The 20675-nt window shown below is 64.4% G+C and carries 22 protein-coding genes; 12 read left to right on the forward strand and 10 right to left on the reverse strand.

Annotation, left to right across the window (positions count from 1 at the left end):
* The first annotated feature begins 122 nt into the window (after positions 1–122).
* From purM to HU729_RS03700, 4 genes are all read left to right on the forward strand, one after another.
* Positions 123–1181 (forward strand): phosphoribosylformylglycinamidine cyclo-ligase, encoded by a 1059-nt coding sequence (purM, locus tag HU729_RS03685; RefSeq protein ID WP_054892891.1) that lies wholly within the window; start codon positions 123–125, stop codon positions 1179–1181.
* Positions 1181–1834: a phosphoribosylglycinamide formyltransferase gene (purN, locus tag HU729_RS03690; RefSeq protein ID WP_186666953.1), complete on the forward strand. Its 654-nt coding sequence runs from the start codon at positions 1181–1183 to the stop codon at positions 1832–1834. The genes purM and purN overlap by 1 nt, the downstream gene beginning before the upstream one ends.
* Before the next feature lie 8 nt (positions 1835–1842).
* Entirely contained in the window at positions 1843–2553 is a 711-nt protein-coding gene (locus HU729_RS03695; RefSeq protein ID WP_054892893.1) for a DUF3108 domain-containing protein, read from the forward strand.
* A gap of 194 nt (positions 2554–2747) precedes the next feature.
* Positions 2748–2930: a hypothetical protein gene (locus tag HU729_RS03700; RefSeq protein WP_054892894.1), complete on the forward strand. Its 183-nt coding sequence runs from the start codon at positions 2748–2750 to the stop codon at positions 2928–2930.
* A 44-nt stretch (positions 2931–2974) separates the two neighbouring features.
* Here the strand turns inward: HU729_RS03700 and HU729_RS03705 are convergent, their stop codons facing one another.
* The 7 genes from HU729_RS03705 to HU729_RS03735 all read right to left on the reverse strand — a co-directional run bounded on the left by HU729_RS03705 (position 2975) and on the right by HU729_RS03735 (position 11326).
* Positions 2975–3514, reverse strand: coding sequence for a DUF2058 domain-containing protein (locus HU729_RS03705; protein ID WP_186666954.1), 540 nt, complete (start codon positions 3512–3514; stop codon positions 2975–2977).
* A 26-nt stretch (positions 3515–3540) separates the two neighbouring features.
* Positions 3541–4374 carry a nucleoside triphosphate pyrophosphohydrolase gene (mazG, locus tag HU729_RS03710; protein ID WP_186666955.1) on the reverse strand — a complete coding sequence of 278 codons (834 nt, stop codon included), beginning with the start codon at positions 4372–4374 and terminating at the stop codon, positions 3541–3543.
* Positions 4375–4477: 103 nt separating this feature from the next.
* Positions 4478–6718: a GTP diphosphokinase gene (relA, locus tag HU729_RS03715; protein WP_186708445.1), complete on the reverse strand. Its 2241-nt coding sequence runs from the start codon at positions 6716–6718 to the stop codon at positions 4478–4480.
* Between the two features lie 96 nt (positions 6719–6814).
* Positions 6815–8179 carry a 23S rRNA (uracil(1939)-C(5))-methyltransferase RlmD gene (gene rlmD / locus HU729_RS03720; RefSeq protein ID WP_186708447.1) on the reverse strand — a complete coding sequence of 455 codons (1365 nt, stop codon included), beginning with the start codon at positions 8177–8179 and terminating at the stop codon, positions 6815–6817.
* Positions 8179–9078 (reverse strand): cysteine synthase CysM, encoded by a 900-nt coding sequence (cysM, locus tag HU729_RS03725; RefSeq protein WP_186708449.1) that lies wholly within the window; start codon positions 9076–9078, stop codon positions 8179–8181. Before cysM ends, rlmD begins: the two co-directional genes overlap by 1 nt.
* Before the next feature lie 95 nt (positions 9079–9173).
* Positions 9174–10607, reverse strand: coding sequence for a sensor histidine kinase (locus tag HU729_RS03730; RefSeq protein ID WP_186666959.1), 1434 nt, complete (start codon positions 10605–10607; stop codon positions 9174–9176).
* A 2-nt stretch (positions 10608–10609) separates the two neighbouring features.
* On the reverse strand, positions 10610–11326 hold the full coding sequence (locus HU729_RS03735) for a response regulator transcription factor (protein WP_186708451.1): 717 nt from the start codon (positions 11324–11326) through the stop codon (positions 10610–10612).
* 203 nt (positions 11327–11529) lie between these two features.
* Here HU729_RS03735 and HU729_RS03740 point away from each other — a divergent pair, with 203 nt between their 5' ends.
* From HU729_RS03740 to HU729_RS03755, 4 genes are read left to right on the forward strand one after another with little or no spacing between them, the layout of a single operon-like run.
* Positions 11530–14286, forward strand: a complete 2757-nt coding sequence (locus HU729_RS03740) for a response regulator (protein ID WP_186708453.1) — start codon at positions 11530–11532, stop codon at positions 14284–14286.
* Positions 14287–14317: 31 nt separating this feature from the next.
* Complete coding sequence (locus HU729_RS03745) at positions 14318–15307, forward strand: 2-hydroxyacid dehydrogenase (protein WP_186708456.1); 990 nt, start codon at positions 14318–14320, stop codon at positions 15305–15307.
* Positions 15308–15332: 25 nt separating this feature from the next.
* Positions 15333–15770: a hypothetical protein gene (locus tag HU729_RS03750; protein WP_063543577.1), complete on the forward strand. Its 438-nt coding sequence runs from the start codon at positions 15333–15335 to the stop codon at positions 15768–15770.
* Entirely contained in the window at positions 15767–16171 is a 405-nt protein-coding gene (locus HU729_RS03755; protein ID WP_186666963.1) for an META domain-containing protein, read from the forward strand. The genes HU729_RS03750 and HU729_RS03755 overlap by 4 nt, the downstream gene beginning before the upstream one ends.
* A gap of 140 nt (positions 16172–16311) precedes the next feature.
* On the opposite strand, the gene HU729_RS03760 is transcribed toward HU729_RS03755, so the two are convergent.
* Positions 16312–16779 (reverse strand): TlpA disulfide reductase family protein, encoded by a 468-nt coding sequence (locus HU729_RS03760; protein ID WP_186708458.1) that lies wholly within the window; start codon positions 16777–16779, stop codon positions 16312–16314.
* Between the two features lie 87 nt (positions 16780–16866).
* On the opposite strand from HU729_RS03760, the gene arsC reads away from it, so the two are divergent.
* Genes arsC through HU729_RS03775 form a run of 3 tightly spaced genes read left to right on the forward strand, consistent with a single transcriptional unit; the run spans position 16867 to position 18222 of the window.
* Positions 16867–17220 (forward strand): arsenate reductase (glutaredoxin), encoded by a 354-nt coding sequence (gene arsC, locus HU729_RS03765; RefSeq protein ID WP_186708460.1) that lies wholly within the window; start codon positions 16867–16869, stop codon positions 17218–17220.
* Positions 17217–17822 carry an NAD(P)H:quinone oxidoreductase gene (gene wrbA / locus HU729_RS03770; protein ID WP_186708462.1) on the forward strand — a complete coding sequence of 202 codons (606 nt, stop codon included), beginning with the start codon at positions 17217–17219 and terminating at the stop codon, positions 17820–17822. The genes arsC and wrbA overlap by 4 nt, the downstream gene beginning before the upstream one ends.
* Positions 17815–18222 (forward strand): DUF2069 domain-containing protein, encoded by a 408-nt coding sequence (locus HU729_RS03775; protein ID WP_186708464.1) that lies wholly within the window; start codon positions 17815–17817, stop codon positions 18220–18222. The genes wrbA and HU729_RS03775 overlap by 8 nt, the downstream gene beginning before the upstream one ends.
* A gap of 75 nt (positions 18223–18297) precedes the next feature.
* Here HU729_RS03775 and HU729_RS03780 read toward each other — a convergent pair whose 3' ends face one another.
* Both HU729_RS03780 and ttcA read right to left on the reverse strand, forming a co-directional pair.
* The gene (locus tag HU729_RS03780; RefSeq protein WP_186708466.1) at positions 18298–18969 is read right to left on the reverse strand and encodes a DNA-3-methyladenine glycosylase I; all 672 of its coding nucleotides are present in this window, start codon (positions 18967–18969) and stop codon (positions 18298–18300) included.
* Between the two features lie 4 nt (positions 18970–18973).
* Entirely contained in the window at positions 18974–19798 is an 825-nt protein-coding gene (ttcA, locus tag HU729_RS03785; protein WP_186666969.1) for a tRNA 2-thiocytidine(32) synthetase TtcA, read from the reverse strand.
* A gap of 252 nt (positions 19799–20050) precedes the next feature.
* Between ttcA and HU729_RS03790 the strand changes: the two genes are divergently transcribed.
* A complete protein-coding gene (locus HU729_RS03790) occupies positions 20051–20650 on the forward strand; it encodes a Yip1 family protein (protein ID WP_054892910.1) in 600 nt (199 codons plus the stop codon).
* The last annotated feature ends 25 nt before the right edge of the window (positions 20651–20675 follow it).

The raw sequence follows: 20675 nt of genomic DNA on the forward strand, positions 1-20675 counted from the left end.
CAACCCTGATAAAATCGCGCGCCTTCGCAGACCAGTCACGTACAGGCAGCCGCCGCCTCCCGAGCCGGCCTTGGCCGCGCTGGTCGTTTTCCTGAATCCCTCCCCCTTAAAGGCCTGGATCAATGAGCAAGCAACCCTCCCTGAGCTACAAAGACGCCGGTGTAGACATCGACGCCGGCGAAGCACTGGTCGAACGCATCAAGGGCGTCGCCAAGCGCACCGCACGCCCTGAAGTCATGGGTGGCCTGGGCGGCTTCGGCGCCCTCTGCGAGATCCCGGCCGGCTACAAGCAGCCGGTGCTGGTCTCCGGCACCGATGGCGTCGGCACCAAGCTGCGCCTGGCGCTGAACCTGAACAAGCACGACAGCATCGGCCAGGACCTGGTCGCCATGTGCGTCAACGACCTGGTGGTCTGCGGCGCCGAGCCGCTGTTCTTCCTCGACTACTACGCCACCGGCAAGCTGAATGTCGACGTGGCCGCCACCGTGGTCACCGGCATCGGCGCCGGTTGCGAACTGGCCGGTTGCTCGCTGGTCGGTGGTGAAACCGCCGAGATGCCTGGCATGTACGAAGGCGAAGACTACGACCTGGCCGGTTTCTGCGTCGGCGTGGTGGAGAAGTCGGAAATCATCGACGGCTCGAAAGTGGTCACCGGCGACGCCCTGATCGCCCTGCCTTCCTCCGGCCCACACTCCAACGGCTACTCGCTGATCCGCAAGATCCTCGAAGTGTCCGGCACCGACATCGAGAACACCCAGCTCGACGGCCAGCCGCTGACCGACCTGCTGATGGCGCCGACCCGCATCTACGTCAAGCCGCTGCTGGAGCTGATCAAGAAGACCGGCGCGGTCAAGGCCATGGCCCACATCACCGGTGGCGGCCTGCTGGACAACATCCCGCGCGTCCTGCCAAAAGGCGCCCAGGCCGTGGTCGACGTGGCCAGCTGGCAGCGCCCGGCGGTGTTCGACTTCCTGCAACAAAAAGGCAACGTCGACGAGCACGAGATGCACCGCGTGCTGAACTGCGGCGTGGGCATGGTCATCTGCGTGGCCCAGGACCAGGTCGACAACGCCCTGAACGTCTTGCGCCAGGCCGGCGAGCAGCCTTGGGTGATCGGCCGCATCGACGTGGCCGCCGAAGGCGCTGCCCAGGTCGAGCTGCAGAACCTCAAGGCACACTGATGCCGAGCAAGACCTGCAATGTCGTGGTACTGCTGTCGGGCTCGGGCAGCAACCTGCAAGCCCTGATCGACAGCACCGCCGCCACCGATAGCCCGGCGCGGATCCGCGCGGTGATATCCAACCGCCCCGACGCCTTTGGCCTGCAACGGGCCAAAGCCGCCGGGATCGACACCGCCGTGCTCGAGCACGGTGGTTTCGACGGGCGCGAAGCATTCGACGCGGCGCTGGTGCAACTGATCGATGGCTTCGCCCCCGACCTGGTGGTGCTGGCCGGCTTCATGCGCATCCTCAGTGGCGACTTCGTGCGCCACTACCAGGGGCGCCTGCTCAACATCCACCCCTCGCTGTTGCCCAAGTACAAAGGGCTGCACACTCACCAGCGGGCCCTGGATGCCGGTGACGCCGAGCACGGCTGCAGTGTTCATTTCGTCACCGAGGAACTCGACGGCGGGCCCTTGGTCGTACAGGCTGTGGTAGCGGTCGCGCCAGGCGACGATGCGCAGAGCCTGGCACAACGGGTCCACCAACAGGAACACCAGATCTACCCGCTGGCGGTGCGCTGGTTCGCCGAAGGACGCTTGCGCCTGGGCGAACAAGGTGCATTACTGGATGGCCAGCCGCTGGCGGCCAGCGGTCACTTGATTCGACCCTAGGAGAATTTATGCGTCGCGCCCTGCTATTGGCTCTCGCCGTGCTCGCCCTGCCCCTCCAGGCAGCTGATCTGAAGCCGTTCTCGGCCAGCTACACCGCCGACTGGAAACAGCTGCCCATGAGCGGCACCGCCGAACGCAGCCTGGTCAAGAACGCCAACGGTACCTGGGACCTCAACTTCAAAGCCTCCATGATGATCGCCAGCCTGACCGAACAGAGCACGGTGCGCATGGACAACGACACCCTGCTGCCGCAGAAGTACCACTTCGAGCGCGGTGGCCTGGGCAAGGCGAAGAAGGTCGACCTGGACTTCGACTGGAACAGCAAGAAAGTCACCGGCAGCGACCGTGGCGATGCGATCAGCCTGCCGCTCAACCGCGGGGTGCTGGACAAGTCGTCCTATCAACTGGCCCTGCAACATGACGTGGCGGCGGGCAAGAAGAGCATGACGTACCAGGTGGTCGACGGCGACGAGATCGACACCTACGACTTCCGCGTGCTGGGCACCGAGAAGGTTGCCACCAAGACCGGCCAGGTCGATGCGGTGAAGGTCGAGCGCGTGCGCGACCCAAGCCAGAGCAAGCGCATCACCGAGCTGTGGTTCGCCAAGGACTGGGACTACCTGCTGGTGCAACTGCGCCAGGTCGAGACCGATGGCAAGGAATACGTGATCGTGCTGCAGGATGGTACGGTCGATGGCAGGACGGTGAAAGGCAACTGATCCCTTACCTGCGCTGTAACCTGCTGTAGCCCGAGCCCCGCCTAGTGCGGGGCTTTGTTTTGGCTTGCAGGAGCAAGCGCAGCGCGTTTCATGAACATAGTTTCATCGTCGTTTTATTTACTTAGCCTGCTAACAAACTCTATAAAGAAGGTGTGCGACACAGTGTCGCAGACCAACAGAAGTGGAGTTTACCGATGACTGTCCAAGTAACCGAACGCGACGAATCGAGAATGTCCCACGAAGGCCTGGCCGCTGGCGTGCGGATCTGGGACGTACACCAGCAGGGCCAACTGGTCGGCATGTTCCACAACGAACATGAAGCCCACCAGTACCGCCAGGAACTCGAGACCCTCGAGAGCCAACGCGGCACACAATAAGATCTCCCCCACGAAAAACCCCGCCTGAGCGGGGTTTTCGTCATTTACCACATCAGATCGTCAGGGATCTTGTAGGCCGCATAGGGATCGTCCTCATCGGCCTCCTCGACATGGGTGTTGAGCAGCAGGATGCGCTTGGGATCGCGTTCCTGGATCTTCACCGCCGCCTCGCGTGGGATCACTTCGTAGCCGCCGCCATGGGCGACGATCGCCAGCGAGCCGTTGCTCAGCTTGCTGCGCATCAGCGCGTTGACGGCAATGCGCTTGACCTTCTTGTCGTCGACGAAGTTGTAGTAGTCCTCGGTGGTCAGCTTGGGCAGGCGGGTCGCCTCGATCAATTGCTTGACCTGCGCGGCACGGGCCTTCTGCTCGGCCTTCTCCTGCACCTGGCGGTTCAGTTCCTGGTCCTTTTTGGCCTTGTCGGCCATGGCTTCCTTGGCCAGGCGCTGCTGGCTGTCATCCACCTCGACCTGGCCCTTGTGTTCCAGGCGTTTCTGTTTCTTTTCGGCCTTGTTGGCCTGGGAGACCTGCTTCTGGTTGACCAGACCGGCCTTGAGCAATTGATCGCGAAGGGAAAGGCTCATCGGTGTTCACTCACTTATGCATCGGCTCAGCCGCAGCTGGGCAGGTTCTTTTCCTGACGCTTGGCTTCACCCCAGAGGGCATCCAACTCGTCAAGGTTACAATCTTCGATCGGTCGGCCAGTGTCGCGCAATGCCTGCTCGATGAAGCGGAAACGTCGTTCGAATTTACGGTTGGCGCGGCGCAGTGCGTTTTCTGGATCCTGCTTGAGGTGACGGGCCAGGTTCACGGCGGCGAACAGCAGGTCGCCGACTTCGTCTTCCAGTGCCTGCTCATCGCCATCGGCCATGGCCTGCAATACCTCGTCGAGCTCCTCGCGGACCTTGTCCAGCACCGGTAACGCCTCGGGCCAGTCGAAGCCGACGGTGGCCGCGCGCTTCTGCAGTTTGGTCGCGCGCGACAGTGCCGGCAAGGCGCCGGGTACATCGTCGAGCAGCGAGAGCTGTTCGGGGGTACTCTTCTCGGCGCGTTCCTCGGCCTTGATCTCCTCCCAGCGCGATTTGACCTGCGCCTCGCTCAAGCGCGGGATGTCGGGTGCGGCGTAGAGATCGCCGGTCGGGAATACATGCGGGTGGCGGCGGATCAGCTTGCGGGTGATCGAATCGACCACACCGGCAAATTCGAAACGCCCCTCCTCCCGCGCCAGCTGGCTGTAGTAGACCACCTGAAACAGCAGGTCGCCGAGCTCGCCCTGCAACTGCGCGAAGTCGCCCTGCTCGATGGCGTCGGCCACCTCGTAGGCTTCCTCGAGGGTGTGCTTGACGATGCTGGTGTAGTCCTGCTCAAGGTCCCAGGGGCAGCCGTACTGCGGATCGCGCAGGCGGGCCATGAGGTGGAGCAGGTCGTCTAGGGTGTAGGTCATTACAGGTCCTTCGGCGGTGCCTTCATCGCGGGCAAGCCCGCTCCTACAGGGATCACGCTGCACCCGTAGGAGCGGGCTTGCCCGCGATGGAGGCGACGCAGTCTCAAGGCGTACGATTACGCCGCGTCTCGATGATGTTCGGCAACTGCGAGATCCGTCCGAGCAAGCGCCCCAGCGCATCCAGGCCTGGAATCTCGATGGTCAGCGACATCAGCGCGGTGTTGTCTTCCTTGTTCGAGCGGGTATTGACCGCCAGCACGTTGATCTTCTCGTTGAGCAGCACCTGCGAAACGTCGCGCAGCAGGCCCGGGCGGTCGTAGGCGCGGATGACGATGTCGACCGGGTAGGTCTGCACCGGAATCGGCCCCCAGCTCACCTGGATCATGCGCTCCGGCTCCTTGCCCGCCAACTGCAGCACCGAGGCGCAGTCCTGGCGGTGAATGCTTACGCCGCGGCCCTGGGTGATGTAGCCGACGATGGCATCGCCCGGCAGCGGCTGGCAGCAACCGGCCATCTGCGTGAGCAGGTTGCCTACGCCCTGGATCTGGATGTCGTTGCGCTTGCCCGATCGGGCTCCGCGCGCCGGTCGTGGCACCAGCTCGACCGGATCGATGCGCTCCGGCTCCAGCAGTTGCTGGGCGGCGTTGACCATGTGCGCCAGACGCAGGTCGCCAGCCCCCAGGGCGGCAAACATGTCCTCGGCGGTCTTGACGTTGGCCTTTTCCGCCAGGCGCTCGAAATCCACCTGTGGCAGGCCCAGGCGGCTGAGTTCGCGCTCGATGAGGGTCTTGCCGGCAGCGACGTTCTGGTCGCGCGCCTGCAACTTGAACCAGTGGACGATCTTGGCCCGCGCCCGCGAGGTGGTGACGTAGCCCAGGTTGGAGTTCAGCCAGTCGCGGCTCGGGCTGCCCTGCTTGCTGGTGATGATCTCCACCTGCTCGCCGGTCTGCAGGCTGTAGTTCAGCGGCACGATGCGCCCGTTGATCTTGGCGCCACGGCAGTTGTGGCCGATCTCGGTGTGCACCCGGTAGGCAAAGTCCAGCGGCGTGGCGCCCTTGGGCAGGTCGATGGCGTGGCCGTCAGGGGTGAACACGTAGACCCGGTCCGGCTCGATGTCGACCCGCAGCTGTTCGGCCAGCCCGCCGATGTCGCCCAGTTCCTCGTGCCACTCCAGCACCTGGCGCAACCAGGAGATCTTCTCTTCGTAGTGGTTGGAGCTGGACTTGACGTCGGTGCCCTTGTACTTCCAATGCGCACAGACGCCCAGTTCGGCCTCTTCGTGCATGCCATGGGTGCGGATCTGCACCTCCAGTACCTTGCCCTCGGGGCCGATCACCGCGGTGTGCAGCGAGCGGTAGCCGTTCTCCTTGGGGTTGGCGACGTAGTCGTCGAACTCCTTGGGAATGTGGCGCCACAAGGTGTGGACGATACCCAGCGCGGTGTAGCAGTCGCGGATTTCCGGCACCAGCACGCGCACCGCACGCACGTCGTAGATCTGGCTGAACTCCAGGCCCTTGCGCTGCATCTTGCGCCAGATCGAATAGATGTGTTTCGCCCGGCCGCTGATGTCGGCCTTGACCCCGGTGGCCAGCAGCTCGTTCTGCAACTGGTTCATCACATCGCTGATGAAGCGCTCGCGGTCCAGCCGCCGCTCGTGCAGAAGCTTGGCGATCTGCTTGTACTGGTCGGGCTCCAGATAGCGGAAGGACAGATCCTCCAGCTCCCACTTGATATGGCCGATGCCCAGGCGATGAGCGAGCGGTGCGTAGATGTCGAACACCTCGCGCGCCACGCGCAGGCGTTTTTCGTCATCGGCGGCCTTCACCGCGCGGATCGCGCAGGTCCGCTCAGCCAGCTTGATCAGGGCGACGCGCACGTCGTCGACCATGGCCACGAGCATCTTGCGCAGGTTCTCGACCTGCGCCTGCGAGCCCAGCACCAGCGACTGGCGCGGGCTGAGGCTGGCACTGATGGCCGCCATGCGCAGCACGCCGTCGATCAGCTTGGAGACCACCGGGCCGAAACGCTGGCCGACCTCGGCCAGGGTGACCTTGCCTTCGCGGACCGAGCGATAGATCACGGCGGCGACCAGCGAGTCCTGGTCGAGCTTGAGGTCAGCGAGAATTTCAGCGATCTCGAGCCCCGCCTGGAAGCTCGACGTCCCGTCGGCCCAGGAATGCTTGGCCGGGTTGCCCTTCTTCTCGACTTCCTGGGCGAAATCGCAGGCCTCCTTGAGCGCCGTGCGATCCAGCGCCGAGTCGACGCTCACCACATGATCCAGCCATGCTTCGAGATTGATACTGCCGTCGGTGTTGACCGGCTGGTGCACTCTCACCTGTACCATGTTCCGTTTACCTTTCCATACAGCGCACCTCACGGGTGCACTGACAATCAACCGTGCCGCTTCCCATCCGTGGAAGCCACACCAAGGGGCCAGCCGTTACTGGCCCACTTCGAATAACGCCATGGCCTCGACATGCGCCGTCTGAGGAAACATGTCGAGAATCCCGGCCCTTTTTAACCGGTACCCCTGGCCGACCAGCACCTGCGCATCTCGCGCCAGCGTGGCGGGGTTGCACGATACATAGACCAGCCGCTTGGCCTTGAGGCGGGCGATGCTTTGCACCACCTCGTAGGCACCGTCGCGCGGTGGGTCCAAGAGTACCGCAGAAAAGCCCTCGGCGGCCCATTCGGCACCTGCCAAAGACTGCGATAAATCGGCCTGAAAAAACCGTGCGTTATGCACATTGTTGCTCGCGGCGTTGGCGGCGGCCCGATCGACCATCGCCTGCACACCTTCCACCGCCACCACTTCACGGGCCCGGCGAGCCAGCGGCAGGGCAAAATTGCCCAGGCCACAGAACAAGTCCAGTACCCGTTCATCCGGTTGCGGCGCAAGCCACGCCAGCGCCTGTTGGATCATCAGGGTGTTGACCTGGGCATTGACCTGCACGAAGTCGCCAGGTCGCCAGGCCAGCTCCAGCCCCCAAGGGGCAAGGTCAAACCCAAGTGTCGCGGCGCCATCATGTGGCGCCGGCTCACCCTCGCCCTGCAGCCACAGTTGCGCACCCGACTGCTCGCAGAACGCCTGCAGGCGCGCCAGGTCGTCATCGGCCAGCGGCGCTACATGGCGTACCAGCACCGCCTCGGCCGTGCCGCTGAACAATTCCACATGCCCCAGTGCCTGGGGCCTGCTCAGGCTGCGCAGCACGGTCGGCAGGTGACGCAGGATGGTTTGCAAGGGTTGTACCAGCACCGGGCATTCGTCGATGGCGACGATGTCCTGGCTGGCTTCGGCACGAAAACCGACGTGCAGCTCCCGCGCCTTCACATCCCAACGCACGGCGATGCGCGCGCGGCGGCGGTAGCCGAATTCCGGCCCCGCCAGCGGCGCGGCCCACTCCTCAGGCTGCACACCGGCGACACGCTGCAACTGCTCGGCAAGCAGGCGCTGCTTGAGCGCCAGCTGGCCCTCGTGGGGCAGGTGCTGAAGGTTGCAACCGCCGCAGCGGGCGTAATGCCGACACGGCGCCTCGCGCCGCTCGGGGCTGGCCTGCAGCACGCGCTCAAGACGTGCTTCGACGATCTTGCCGCGGGCATTGAGCACCCGCGCCTCGACCGCCTCACCTGCCAGGGCGCCGCTGACGAACCAGGTGCGCCCTTCGACAAAGGCGATGCCGCGTCCGTCACCGGCCAGGCGCTCGATGTCCAGGCGTTGCTTCTTGCCTACCGGCACCTGTGGGGTGCGATCGCCGCCGGCTGGCTGGAAGCGCAGGCCGCTACTGTTGCTTTTCTTTCTGGACATCAGGTTGCGTCGAACAGGCCGGTGGAGAGATAACGGTCGCCGCGGTCGCAGATGATCGCGACCATCACGGCGTTTTCCACTTCACGGGACAGGCGCAGCATCGCCGCGACCGCACCGCCGGAGGACACTCCGCAGAAAATGCCCTCTTCGCGTGCAAGGCGACGGGTGGTGTCTTCGGCTTCCTGCTGGGACATGTCCATCACCCGATCGACGCGAGTGGCGTCGAAGATCTTCGGCAGGTATTCCTCCGGCCAGCGGCGGATACCCGGAATGGCCGAACCTTCCATCGGTTGCAGGCCGACGATCTGCACCGCCGGGTTCTGTTCCTTGAGGTACTGCGAGCAGCCCATGATGGTGCCGGTGGTGCCCATGGAACTGACGAAGTGGGTGATGCTGCCCTGGGTCTGCTGCCAGATCTCCGGGCCGGTGCTGTTGTAGTGGGCAATCGGGTTGTCGCCGTTGGCGAACTGGTCAAGCACCAGGCCGCGACCTTCGGCCTGCAGCTTTTCGGCCAGATCGCGCGCCCCTTCCATGCCCTCTTCCTTGGTCACCAGGATCAGCTCGGCGCCATAGGCGGTCATCGCCGCCTTGCGCTCGGCCGTGGAGTTGTCGGGCATGATCAGGATCATCTTGTAGCCCTTGATCGCCGCCGCCATGGCCAGGGCGATACCGGTGTTGCCGGAAGTCGCCTCGATCAGGGTGTCGCCAGGCTTGATCTGGTTGCGCAGTTCGGCGCGGGTGATCATCGACAACGCCGGGCGGTCCTTGACCGAGCCGGCCGGGTTGTTGCCTTCGAGCTTGAGCAGGAGGGTATTGCTGGTCTGCCCGGCGATACGCTGCAGGCGAACCAGGGGGGTGTTGCCGACGCAATCGGCGATGGTTGGGTACTGCAAGGTCATGGGCGTGTTTCGCAATCAGGACGGCAGGGGCGCCTATCATACCGGCAAAGGACGCGTGGCCATATCACGCAATTGCTGGGGCATATAGCAGACCGTTATATGGGCGGTGCATTCTTCACGGACAACCCTACCCCCACAAGAACATCGAACGCCTTCGGGGGAGCGGGTTGATCCGCGAGAAACCCACTGTCGATACACGGCAGGCGCATGCACAGTCGCAACCCTCGTTGCCCATTCTCGGCCCACAGCCTCCCGCCCTGACGCTGGATCGCACTGCGGGCGATGCTCAGCCCCAGCCCAAAGCCTCCATCCCCGGGGCGCGAGCCGTCGAGACGGGAGAACGGCGCGAAGATCCTTTCCAGATCGTCTTCGTCCACCCCGCCGCCCTCATCCTCCAGGAACAACTGCCAGTGATTGCCCTCGCGCTGGCCACTCAGGCGCACCACTCCGTCGTGCGGCGAGTGGCGGATGGCATTGCGCAGCATGTTCTCCAGCGCCTGGGCCAAATGGTTGAGGTTGCCCTCCACCCAACAACTGGCCGGCAACGTGCACTGCAACCGCTGCGCCGCCCAGCCGCTTTCGTAGCAGGCATTCTCCACCAGCAGGTCCCACAGGGCCTGAAGCTGGATGGGCTCAAGGTTCATCGGCGCACGCTCGGCATCCTGCCAGGCCAGTTGCAGGGTGTCCTCGACCAGTTGCTGCATGCAATCCAGTTCCCGCCCGAGGCGTTCGCGCAGGCGCGCGACGTCGGTCTCGCCCTCGCAGGCCACACGCAGGCGGCTCAGGGGCGTGCGCATCTCGTGGGACAAGTCGCGCAAGAGTTGCTGCTGCAGGGCCACGGTGCTCTGCAGGCGCTCGGCCATCTGGTCGAAGGCACGCGCCAGTTCGCCCAGCTCGTCGTCACGGCCGATGGTGCGCGAATCGAGCCGCGCCGACAGTTGGTCGGCACGCCAGGCATTGGCCTGCTCGCGCAACTGGTTCAGCGGCACGATCAGCATCCGGTAGAGGCCTACGCACAACAGCAGGGTGAACAGCCCCGGCATCACGCCATTGGTGATGATCCGCCAGAACAGCCGATACTGGCCGGGGGTCAGGCGCTGGGGCAACTCGATCACCAGCATGCCTTGCTCAGGGGCATGGGGGAACGGCAGGCGCAGCCAGGGCTGGTCGACGCTGCGCCTGCTCATCGGCCAGTCGACGCCGCGCAGACGGGTCAGGCGCTGGATTTCCTCAGTGGACAAGCGAGCGCCGGCGAGCGGTCGCAAGTTGCCATCGAGCACCCCGATCCAGCCCGACTCACGCTGGCGCATGTCCAGCAACCAGCGGTCGAGGCCTTCGCGACCGCCCTGGTTCCAGGCCTGCTCGGCCTCGGCGGCATAACCGCGCAGCAGGTGCCGGGCAGGCTCCGACAGGAAGGCGTTCTGGGTTTCCATGTGCCGGCCCCAGGTGTAGCTCAGGCCGATCATCAGCAGGCAGAAGCCCACCAGCAGCACCGCCAGCTTCCAGAACAGCGATCGACGCTCGAGCATCCTCAGTCTGCCTCGCCCGCACAGAACACGTAGCCCTTGCCCCATACCGTGCGCACCTGGCGCTCGTGATAACCGATGCCCTTTAGCTTGCGACGGATCTGGCTGACATGCATGTCCAGGCTGCGATCATGGCGCGAATAGCCCCGCTGCAGGACCTGCTGATAAAGGAAGGGCTTGCTCAGCACCTCCTCCTGGCTGCGGTTGAGGGTGTCGAGCAGCCGGTATTCGCTGGGCGTGAGCCCTGCTGGCTGCCCGTCGAGCGTCACGTCGCAGGCCTGTTCGTCGAAATGCAGCTGCCCCGGCAGAACGTCACGCGGCGCCTGATGACGGCGCTCCAGGGCGACCCGACGCAGGATCGCCTCGATGCGTACGCGCAGCTCGGCCATGCTGAAGGGCTTGGGCAGGTAGTCGTCTGCACCGCGCTGGAAACCGCTTATACGGTCCGCCTCGGCCCCCAGCGCCGACATCAGGATGACTGGCGTGGCACTGCGCCGGCGTAGTTGCGCCAGGGTGTCCAGACCGTTGAGCCCGGGCAGCAGGATGTCCAGCAACACCACATCGAAGGCCTCGCGGCCAGCAGTTTCCAAGCCTTCCAGGCCGTTACGGCACCAGGTCACGCGGAAACCGCCGCGCTGCAACTCCTCGTGCAGGTAGGCGCCGAGCACCGGATCGTCCTCGATGGCGAGGATGCTTGAGTCGTGAATGGATACGGTATGCATTGGCATCTGCCATGAATTCTCAGTTGCGCGATTATTGGCGAGGGACGCCGTTCTGGCAACCGAGTGTCGACCAATGCCCCGGCAAGCGCCGTGCGGCATAAAAAACCCGCACAAACAAAGTGCATTACCGCTGCGCGCGGAGTAACGTTCTGCGGGATCCCGTCCACTCGCGACGGCCCGCACGCACATGACAGGAGACAGGTGTGCTCGATCGTTTGGGAATCAGAAGCCGCGTCCTGCTGCTGGCCCTACTGCCCGCCGGGCTGATGGCGCTGGTGCTGGGCATTTATTTCACCTGGTTGCAGCAGAACGAACTGCGCACCCAGCTGTTGCAACGCGGCAAGATGATCGCCGAGCAACTGGCACCGCTCGCAGCCCCCGCCCTGGCTCAGGAAGCGCCAGCGCAGCTCGAGCGCATTGCCGCCGAGGCTTTGGAGCAGACCGATGTACGTGCCGTGGCCTTCCTGGCCCCGGACCGTTCGCGCCTGGCCCATGCCGGCCCCAGCATGCTCAACCAGCCGCCCAGCGGCGGCACCGGTATGCAACTGCTGCAACGCACCGGCAACGACGCCACGCGCTACCTGATGCCGGTTTTCGGCCATCACCGTGACCTGGCCACCGAAGCCGTGCCTAACGAATCCGAGCGCTTGCTTGGCTGGGTCGAAATCGAACTGTCCCACGACGGCACCCTCCTGCGCGGCTATCGCAACCTGTTCACCAGCCTGCTTCTGATCTTCGCCTGCCTGAGCCTCACGGTGCTGCTGGCACTGCGCATGAGCCGGGCGATCAACGGCCCGATCGGGCGCATCAAGCACGCGGTCACCCAGCTCAAGGAGGGCAACCTCGAAGAACGTCTGCCGCCGATGGGCAGTGTCGAGCTGGACGAGCTGGCGGCTGGCATCAACCGCATGGCCGAAACCCTGCACAACGCCCACGAAGAGCTGCAGCACAGCATCGACCAGGCCACCGAGGACGTGCGCCAGAACCTGGAGACCATCGAGATCCAGAACATCGAGCTGGACATGGCGCGCAAGGAGGCCCTGGAGGCCAGCCGGATCAAATCCGAATTCCTCGCCAACATGAGCCACGAGATTCGCACCCCGCTCAATGGCATTCTCGGTTTCACCCACCTGTTGCAAAAAAGCGAGCTCACGCCTCGACAGCTCGACTATCTGGGCACCATCGAAAAATCCGCCGACAACCTGCTGGGGATCATCAACGAGATTCTCGACTTCTCCAAGATCGAAGCCGGCAAGCTGGTGCTCGACAGCATCCCCTTCAACCTACGCGACCTGATCCAGGACACCCTGACCATTCTCGCCCCAGCGGCCCACGCCAAACAGCTGGAGCTGGTCAGCCTGGTGTACCGCGACACGCCTTTGTCGCTGGTCGGCGATCCGCTGCGGCTCAAACAGATCCTCACCAACCTGGTGAGCAACGCCATCAAGTTCACCCGCGAAGGCACGATCGTCGTGCGCGCCATGGTCGAAGACGAGCACGAAGACACCGCGCAACTGCGCATCAGCGTGCAGGACACCGGCATCGGCCTGTCACCGGCGGACGTGCGCACCCTGTTCCAGGCCTTCAGCCAGGCCGACAACTCGCTGTCGCGCCAACCCGGCGGCACCGGCCTTGGGCTGGTGATTTCCAAGCGCCTGATCGAACAGATGGGGGGCGAGATCGGTGTCGACAGCACGCCGGGCGAAGGCTCGCAGTTCTGGATCAACCTGAGCCTGCCCAAGGCCCATGACGACACCGAGGAACTGCCCCTGCAAGCGCTGCTGGGCCGTCGCGCAGCGATCGTCGACGGCCACGAACTGGCCCGTCAGGCCCTGGAGCACCAGCTCGAAGACTGTGGCCTGAGCGTCAGCCTGTTCTCGTCGTTCGAGCAGTTGCTGCAAGGGGTGCAGGCCGCCAGCCAGGCCGGCCAACCCTTCGAGTTCGCCGTGCTTGGCGCCAACCTGGCCAACCTCTCGCCCGACCAGCTCGGCCAGTACCACCAACAACTCGAACGCCTGGGCTGCCAGTGCGTGGTGCTGTGCCCGACCACCGAGCAGGCGCTGTATCACCCATTCCTGCCCAATGCCCATGGCCAACTGCTGTCCAAGCCCACCTGCACCCGCAAGCTGCGCCGCCTGCTGCTGGAACTGGTGCAACCGACCCGCCCCAGCAGCGAACCGCGGTATACGGCCGGCTCACGGGTGCCGAGGATTCTCTGCGTCGACGACAACCCGGCCAACCTGCTGCTGGTGCAGACCCTGCTCGAAGGCATGGGCGCCGCAGTGGTGGCGGTGGACAACGGCTTTTCGGCAGTTCAGGCCGTGCAGGACGAGCCCTTCGACCTGGTGCTGATGGATGTGCAGATGCCCGGCATGGACGGCTGCGCCTGCACCGAGCAGATCCGTCGCTGGGAAACCAGCCAGAGTAGCCCACCCCTGCCCATCGTCGCCCTGACGGCCCACGCCATGGCCAACGAAAAGCGCGCCCTGCTGCACAGTGGCATGGATGATTATCTGACCAAGCCGATCAGCGAGCGCCAACTGGCCCAGGTGGTGATGAAGTGGACCGGCCTGAGCCTCGGCACGCCCTCGCTTGACCGCGCCACTGAACGTTTCCCCGATGGCAACGAGCTCAAGGTGCTCGACCACGAAGAGGGTTTGCGCCTGGCGGCCGGTAAAGCGGACCTGGCCGCCGACATGCTGGCGATGCTGCTGGCCTCGCTGGAAGGTGATCGCCAGGCCATCCGCAACGCCCGCGAACAAGGTGATCGCTCGGCAATGATCGAGCGCGTGCATCGCCTCAACGGCGCTTCGCGCTACTGCGGCGTCCCACAGTTGCGGGCGGCCTGTCAGCGCAGCGAGACCCTGCTCAAGCAGGACAGCCCGCAGGCATTGCAGGCGCTGGATGACCTGGAGCGCGCCATCCACCGGCTGGCGGAGCAGGCGCACCTGAGTGCCTGATCGTCGACGACACACCGAAGGAATCCCCACCATGCGCGTCCTGTTGTTCAGCAGCCAGCACTACGACCAGGAAAGTTTCACCCAGGCCGCTGCCAGCAGCGCGCTGGAGCTGCATTTCCAAGCCGCCCGCCTCACCCCGGACACCGCACCGCTGGCCCAGGGTTTCGAGGTGGTCTGCGCCTTCATCAACGACGATCTGGGCGCCGACGTCCTGCAACGCCTGGCCAGCGGCGGTACACGGCTGATCGCCTTGCGTTCGGCGGGCTACAACCATGTTGACCTGACGGCCGCAGCACACCTGGGGCTGACAGTGGTGCGCGTCCCGGCCTATTCGCCGCACGCCGTGGCCGAACACGCGGTGGCGCTGATCCTGGCCCTCAACCGCCGCCTGCACCGCGCCTACAACCGCACCCGCGAAGGCGACTTCACCTTGCATGGCCTGACCGGCTTCGACCTGCACGACAAGACTGTCGGCGTGGTCGGCACCGGGCAGATCGGTGCTGCGTTCGCCCGCATCATGGCCGGCTTCGGCTGCCAGTTGCTGGCCTACGACCCCTACCCCAACCCCGAGCTGCTGGCCCTCGGCGCCCGCTACCTGGAACTGCCCGAACTGCTCGGCCAGGCGCGAATCATCAGCCTGCACTGCCCACTGACCGAGCATACCCGTCACCTGATCAACGCCGAGAGCCTCGCGCGCCTGCAGCCCGGTGCCATGCTGATCAACACCGGGCGCGGTGCGCTGGTCGATACCCCGGCGCTGATCGACGCGCTCAAGTCTGGCCAGCTCGGCTACCTGGGCCTGGATGTCTATGAAGAAGAGGCGCAACTGTTTTTCGAGGACCGCTCCGACCTGCCACTGCAGGACGACGTGCTGGCGCGGCTGCTGACCTTCCCCAACGTGATCGTCACCGCACACCAGGCGTTTCTGACCCGCGAAGCCCTGGAGGCGATCGCCGCGACCACCCTGGACAACATCGCCCGCTGGGCAGCAGGCGATGCGCAAAACACGGTCACAGGGTAGGATACGCGGCATTTCTGGAGGACCCATGGTCGAGCACGATTTCCGCTACACCCTTTTCAACCCGCAACACACCCTGATCGAATGCCGTGCACTGGTGCCAGGTCGCTACCAGGTGACCGGCAACGGCGGATCGATGCATAAAGGCGACGTCCTGCTGGTGACGCTCAAAGGCAGCAAGGACCTGTCCATGCGCCTGACCGTCGAGAGCGTCCGTCACCTGATCAACCCTCGCGGCCAGTGGGTTGCCGTGGCCAGCGGCCCGGTGTTCAACGAACTGGAAATCCTCACCTGGCAGGTCAAGTGCGACAGTTGCGAGGCCGTGCTCGACTTCGAATTCGCCGTCGATGCCAAGCTCGGCAAGAAGGCCCGCCAGCCCGCCGCCAATGCACGCATCGCGGAACTGGGCTGGAGCAGCCAGGGCGAGCGTCACCTGTGCCGCAACTGCCAGGGAAGCGCCCAGTGAAACACCTGTTGATCTGCGCCGCGCTGCTCGGCGGCCTGTTCGGCTGCGCGGCGCAGCCATCCAAACTGCAGCAGGAGCGCAGCTATGTGCTGGAATGGATCGGCGAACGCCCGCTGATCGACTACAGCCACCTGACGCTAACCCTGGCCAATGATGGCCGCGCCTACGGCAATGCCGGCTGCAACCATTGGTTCGCCAGCTATACGCTGGACGGCGAGCAATTGAGCTTCGGCAAGATCGGCAAGACCCGCAAGCTGTGTGCACCGGCATTGATGGAGCAGGAAAAGCGCTTCCTCCAGGCACTGGAGACGGTGCAGCGCTGGGATGTGTCGGCGATCGAGCAGATCCGTTTCTGGCCGGCCGAAGGCAAGCCGCTGCGCTTCTGGCCTGAGGAAGGCTGAAGTGCATCGGGGCCGCTGCGCGGCCCATTCGCGGCACGAGGCCGCTCCCACAAGTAACACCGCAGTATTCAGAAATTGCGGAGCTCTTGTAGGAGCGGCCTCGTGCCGCGAATGGGCTGCGAAGCAGCCCCGACAACAGGTCAGGCGCCGCCCTTGAGTGCCTTGATCTTCGCCTGCAGCCCTTCGAGCGTTTGCTCGCCGAGCAACTGCTCACGCACCTTGCCCTTGTCGTCGATGATGTAGGTCACCGGCAGTGCTTCGCTGCGAGGCAGCTCGTAGCGCTCGGCCGGGTCCTGGGCCAGCACGGTGAAGTCGATGCCCAGGGCCTGCGCGGCCTGCTTGAGGTCATCGCCCTGCAGCCCGTCGAAGTTCACCCCCACCACCTTGATGCCCTGGGCGTCCCATTGCTTGGCCGCCGTATTCAGTTCAGGGATCTCGGTGCGGCACGGTCCGCACCACTCGGCCCAGTAATTGAGCACCAGCCAGTGCCCGTCGATCTGTTCGGCCTTCACCGTATTGCCGTGCTGGTCCACGCCGTAGTCCGCACCGCAGCCGCCGAGCAAAAGACTCGCGGTGATGGCCAGTGCAGCTGCCAAACGCCTTGCCATGGGTCAATCCTTCTCGAAGTTTTAAAGCATGAAATGTCGGTCGCTGCGGTTAGAATAGCCGCCAAACCCAGCTGGATGCGACCCGTCATGACCGATCTGACCCTCTATCATAACCCGCGCTGCTCCAAATCCCGCGGCGCCCTTGAACTGCTGGAAGAACGCGGCCTGGCCCCGACCGTGGTGCGTTACCTCGAAACCCCGCCCGACGCCGCCACGCTCAAGGCGCTGCTCGGCAAGCTCGGCATCGGCCCACGCCAGTTGTTGCGCAGCGGCGAAGACGAATACAAGGCCCTGGACCTGGCCAACCCAGCGCTCACCGACGCGCAACTGATCGACACCATGGTCCAGCATCCGAAACTGATCGAACGCCCGATCCTGGTCGCCGGCGACAAGGCCGTGATCGGTCGGCCCCCCGAGAAAGTCCTGGAGATCCTGCCGTGAGCGATCCCTTCATCCTGGTCCTGTACTACAGCCGCCACGGCTCCACCAGCGAGATGGCCCGGCACATCGCCCGCGGTGTCGAGATGGCGGGCCTGGAAGCGCGCCTGCGCACCGTGCCGGCGATTTCCAGCGAGTGCGAAGCCGTGGCCCCGGACATCCCCGCCAGCGGCGCGCTCTATGCCACCCTCGACGACCTGCGCCACTGCGCGGGCCTGGCCCTGGGCAGCCCGACGCGCTTCGGCAACATGGCCGCGCCGCTCAAGTACTTCCTCGACGGCACCAGCAGCCTGTGGCTGGGCGGTGAACTGGTCGGCAAGCCAGCGGCGGTGTTCACCTCCACTGCCAGCCTGCACGGCGGCCAGGAAACCACCCTGCTGTCGATGCTGCTGCCGCTGATGCACCACGGCATGCTGGTCACTGGCCTGCCCTATAGCGAATCGGCCCTGCTCGAAACCCGTGGCGGCGGCACGCCCTACGGCGCCAGCCATCATGCTGGTGCCGATGGCAAACGCGAACTGGACCAACACGAGATCACCCTGTGCAGGGCGCTGGGCCAACGCCTGGCCAATACCGCCAAGGCCCTGGGTGGCGAGCGTGGCTAGAAAGTCCAAGGCCCTGCCTGCACTCGACTGGCTGGCCCCACGCCTGCGCCTGACCCGGGCGCTGAGCCTGGCCTGCTTCTTCGGCCTGATCGCCTTGCTGGTGGTGAACAACCTGTGGTTCGCCGACCTGCATGGGGCGCGGGTCGAAGTGATCCTGGCCATCGAGCTGATCCCTCTGCTGCTACTGCTGCCAGGCATGCTCAGCGGCAGCGCCCGGGCGCATGCCTGGACCTGCTTCGTGGTCAACATCTATTTCATCAAGGGCGTGCTGGCGGCGTTCGATCCGGGCCGGGCGCTGTTTGGCTGGGTCGAGGTGCTGGTGAGCCTGGGATTGTTCGTCAGCGGGTTGCTGTACGTGCGCTGGAAGTTTCAGCACGAGCGGCGGCTGGCGGGGGAATAGAACACCGGGTGCGGCATTCGCGGGCAAGCCGGCTCTGTAGGAGCGGGCTTGCCCGCGAAGCAGGCGCCGCAAACCTCAATGATTGACGGTATGCGCCAGCATCACCGACAACTGGCACAGCGGCCGGCCACTCTCTTCATGCCACTGGTTGAACGCCTGCTGCACCAGCGCCAGGTCGCGCAGGCTGGTGGGCGGCTTGTCGATCACCTTCTGCGCGATCAATGCCGCGGCCATGTCCTCGGTGGGGATGAAGGTATCCTTGCCGACCATGCGCAGGAAGCGCGGCGCCGACAACCCACCCAGCTGGTTGCCATGCTTGGCCAGGTACTTCCACAACCCGACGATATCGGTCTCGGGCCAGTCGGCGATGAAGGCACCGAAACTACCCTTCTCCTTCGCTACATCGAGGATCATCTGCGCATTGCGCGGCACGCTCTTGAGCTTGCCCAAGTGGCGGATGATGCGCTCGTCCTGCATCAGGCGCTCCAGGTGCTCGGCGCCCATGAGCACCACTTTCTCGGGGTCGAAACCGAAGAACACCTGCTCGAACGCTGGCCATTTGGCGTCCACCAGGCTGTGCTTGAGCCCGGCGCGGAACACGCGCAGGGCCAGGGTCGACAGGTAGCGGTCGTCAGTGATGTCGCGCAGTTGCGCCGACGTGCGCGGTTGCGGCAGGAAGGCTTCGAGCGCTTTGGACGAGCCGAAGCGATTGAGGCAGTACTCGTGCAGCCACTGGTAATCGCGCATGGGTTCAGATGTTCAGCACGTCGAGGAAGCGCGGAGTGGCGCTCTCGTCGATTTTCAGGCTGGTGAAGTCGAACAGGTTGCGGTCGGCCAGTTGCGACGGCGCGACGTTCTGCAGGGCGCGGAAGATGCTCTCGGTACGGCCCGGATGCTTGCGCTCCCACTCCACCAGCATGTCCTTGACCACCTGGCGCTGCAGGTTCTCCTGCGAACCGCACAGGTTGCACGGGATGATCGGGAATTCCTTCATGTCCGAGTAAGCCTGGATATCCTTCTCGCTGCAGTAGGCCAGCGGACGGATCACCACGTTGCGGCCGTCGTCGGCGCGCAGCTTGGGCGGCATGCCCTTGAGCGCGCCATTGAAGAACATGTTGAGGAAGAAGGTCTCGACGATGTCGTCGCGGTGGTGACCGAGCGCCATCTTGGTCGCACCGATCTCGTCGGCGAAGGTGTACAGCGTGCCACGGCGCAGGCGCGAGCACAGCGAACAGGTGGTCTTGCCTTCGGGGATCAGTTCCTTGACCACCGAGTAGGTGTCCTTCTCGACGATGTGGTACTCGACGCCGAGGGTCTTCAGGTAGGCAGGCAGCACGTGCTCGGGGAAGCCTGGCTGCTTCTGGTCCATGTTCACCGCGACGATCTGGAACGAAATCGGCGCCACCTTCTGCAGGTGCAGCAGAACATCGAGCATGGTGTAGCTGTCCTTGCCGCCGGACAGGCAGACCATGACCTTGTCGCCATCCTCGATCATGTTGTAGTCGGTGATGGCTTCGCCGGCGAGACGACGCAGGCGTTTTTGCAGTTTGTTCTGGTTGACCGAGAGGGTGCCCATAGCGCTTGGATCCGCGAGGTGTGACAAAAGCCGGCTATTTTACGCACAAACCGAGCACAGGCGTAGGCCATTCCGATAAAGAATCAACAGCGCCACCGACAGCGCGATTTGCTCTAAAAAGCCGCGTTTATGCCGGGTTCTGCTTCCTATACTGCGACATAAGGCCATATTACCGCTTGATCGGTTGCCTGGCCTCGAGCCACAGGCGCTCCGCTTGGGGGGCGTTTGGCAACGACGATAGGAGTGACCGGCATGATCCATCACGTTCTGGGACTGTTTACCCATCCCGACCAGGAATGGCGGGAGATTCGTGGCGAAGAAGAAAGCATCAGCCATATGTACCTGACCCACACCCTGATCCTGGCGGCGATTCCGGCGGTGTCCGCCTTTATCGGCACCACTCAGGTCGGCTGGGTGATCGGTGACCGACCACCGGTGATGCTGACCATGGAAAGCGCGCTATGGATGAGCGTCATGTCCTACCTGGCAATGCTCGCCGGGGTGGCGGTGATGGGGGCCTTCATCCACTGGATGGCGCGCACCTATGATGCCAACCCCTCTATGGCGCAATGCATCGCCTTTGCCACCTACACCGCCACGCCACTGTTCCTCGGCGGCCTGGCGGCGCTCTACCCCCACCTGTGGCTGGGCATGCTGCTGGGGACAGCGGCCATCTGCTACACGGTCTACTTGCTGTATGTCGGGCTACCGACCTTCATGAACATCCCCACTGACGAGGGCTTCCTGTTCTCCAGCTCCGTGCTGGCGGTGGGCCTGGTGGTGCTGGTGGCGATCATGGCCGCCACCGTGATCATCTGGGGGCTTGGCGTGGGGCCGGTCTACACCAATTAGAAACACCAACACTGGGGCGTCGGGC

The sequence above is a fragment of the Pseudomonas sp. RW10S2 genome (genome assembly GCF_014268985.1).
In the GTDB taxonomy this organism is placed as follows: Bacteria; Pseudomonadota; Gammaproteobacteria; order Pseudomonadales; family Pseudomonadaceae; genus Aquipseudomonas; species Aquipseudomonas wayambapalatensis.

Bases quoted from the DNA above. Each gene is read 5' to 3' on its own strand.
- HU729_RS03745 (WP_186708456.1), top strand. From the start codon at position 14,318: ATGCGCGTCCTGTTGTTCAGCAGCCAGCACTACGACCAGGAAAGTTTC.
- HU729_RS03700 (WP_054892894.1), top strand. From the start codon at position 2,748: ATGACTGTCCAAGTAACCGAACGCGACGAATCGAGAATGTCCCACGAA.
- ttcA (WP_186666969.1), bottom strand. From the start codon at position 19,798: ATGGGCACCCTCTCGGTCAACCAGAACAAACTGCAAAAACGCCTGCGT.
- mazG (WP_186666955.1), bottom strand. From the start codon at position 4,374: ATGACCTACACCCTAGACGACCTGCTCCACCTCATGGCCCGCCTGCGC.
- HU729_RS03750 (WP_063543577.1), top strand. From the start codon at position 15,333: ATGGTCGAGCACGATTTCCGCTACACCCTTTTCAACCCGCAACACACC.
- HU729_RS03730 (WP_186666959.1), bottom strand. From the start codon at position 10,607: ATGCTCGAGCGTCGATCGCTGTTCTGGAAGCTGGCGGTGCTGCTGGTG.
- purN (WP_186666953.1), top strand. From the start codon at position 1,181: ATGCCGAGCAAGACCTGCAATGTCGTGGTACTGCTGTCGGGCTCGGGC.
- rlmD (WP_186708447.1), bottom strand. From the start codon at position 8,179: ATGTCCAGAAAGAAAAGCAACAGTAGCGGCCTGCGCTTCCAGCCAGCC.
- HU729_RS03695 (WP_054892893.1), top strand. From the start codon at position 1,843: ATGCGTCGCGCCCTGCTATTGGCTCTCGCCGTGCTCGCCCTGCCCCTC.
- cysM (WP_186708449.1), bottom strand. From the start codon at position 9,078: ATGACCTTGCAGTACCCAACCATCGCCGATTGCGTCGGCAACACCCCC.
- HU729_RS03760 (WP_186708458.1), bottom strand. From the start codon at position 16,779: ATGGCAAGGCGTTTGGCAGCTGCACTGGCCATCACCGCGAGTCTTTTG.
- relA (WP_186708445.1), bottom strand. From the start codon at position 6,718: ATGGTACAGGTGAGAGTGCACCAGCCGGTCAACACCGACGGCAGTATC.
- HU729_RS03790 (WP_054892910.1), top strand. From the start codon at position 20,051: ATGATCCATCACGTTCTGGGACTGTTTACCCATCCCGACCAGGAATGG.
- arsC (WP_186708460.1), top strand. From the start codon at position 16,867: ATGACCGATCTGACCCTCTATCATAACCCGCGCTGCTCCAAATCCCGC.
- HU729_RS03735 (WP_186708451.1), bottom strand. From the start codon at position 11,326: ATGCATACCGTATCCATTCACGACTCAAGCATCCTCGCCATCGAGGAC.
- purM (WP_054892891.1), top strand. From the start codon at position 123: ATGAGCAAGCAACCCTCCCTGAGCTACAAAGACGCCGGTGTAGACATC.
- HU729_RS03705 (WP_186666954.1), bottom strand. From the start codon at position 3,514: ATGAGCCTTTCCCTTCGCGATCAATTGCTCAAGGCCGGTCTGGTCAAC.
- HU729_RS03780 (WP_186708466.1), bottom strand. From the start codon at position 18,969: ATGCGCGATTACCAGTGGCTGCACGAGTACTGCCTCAATCGCTTCGGC.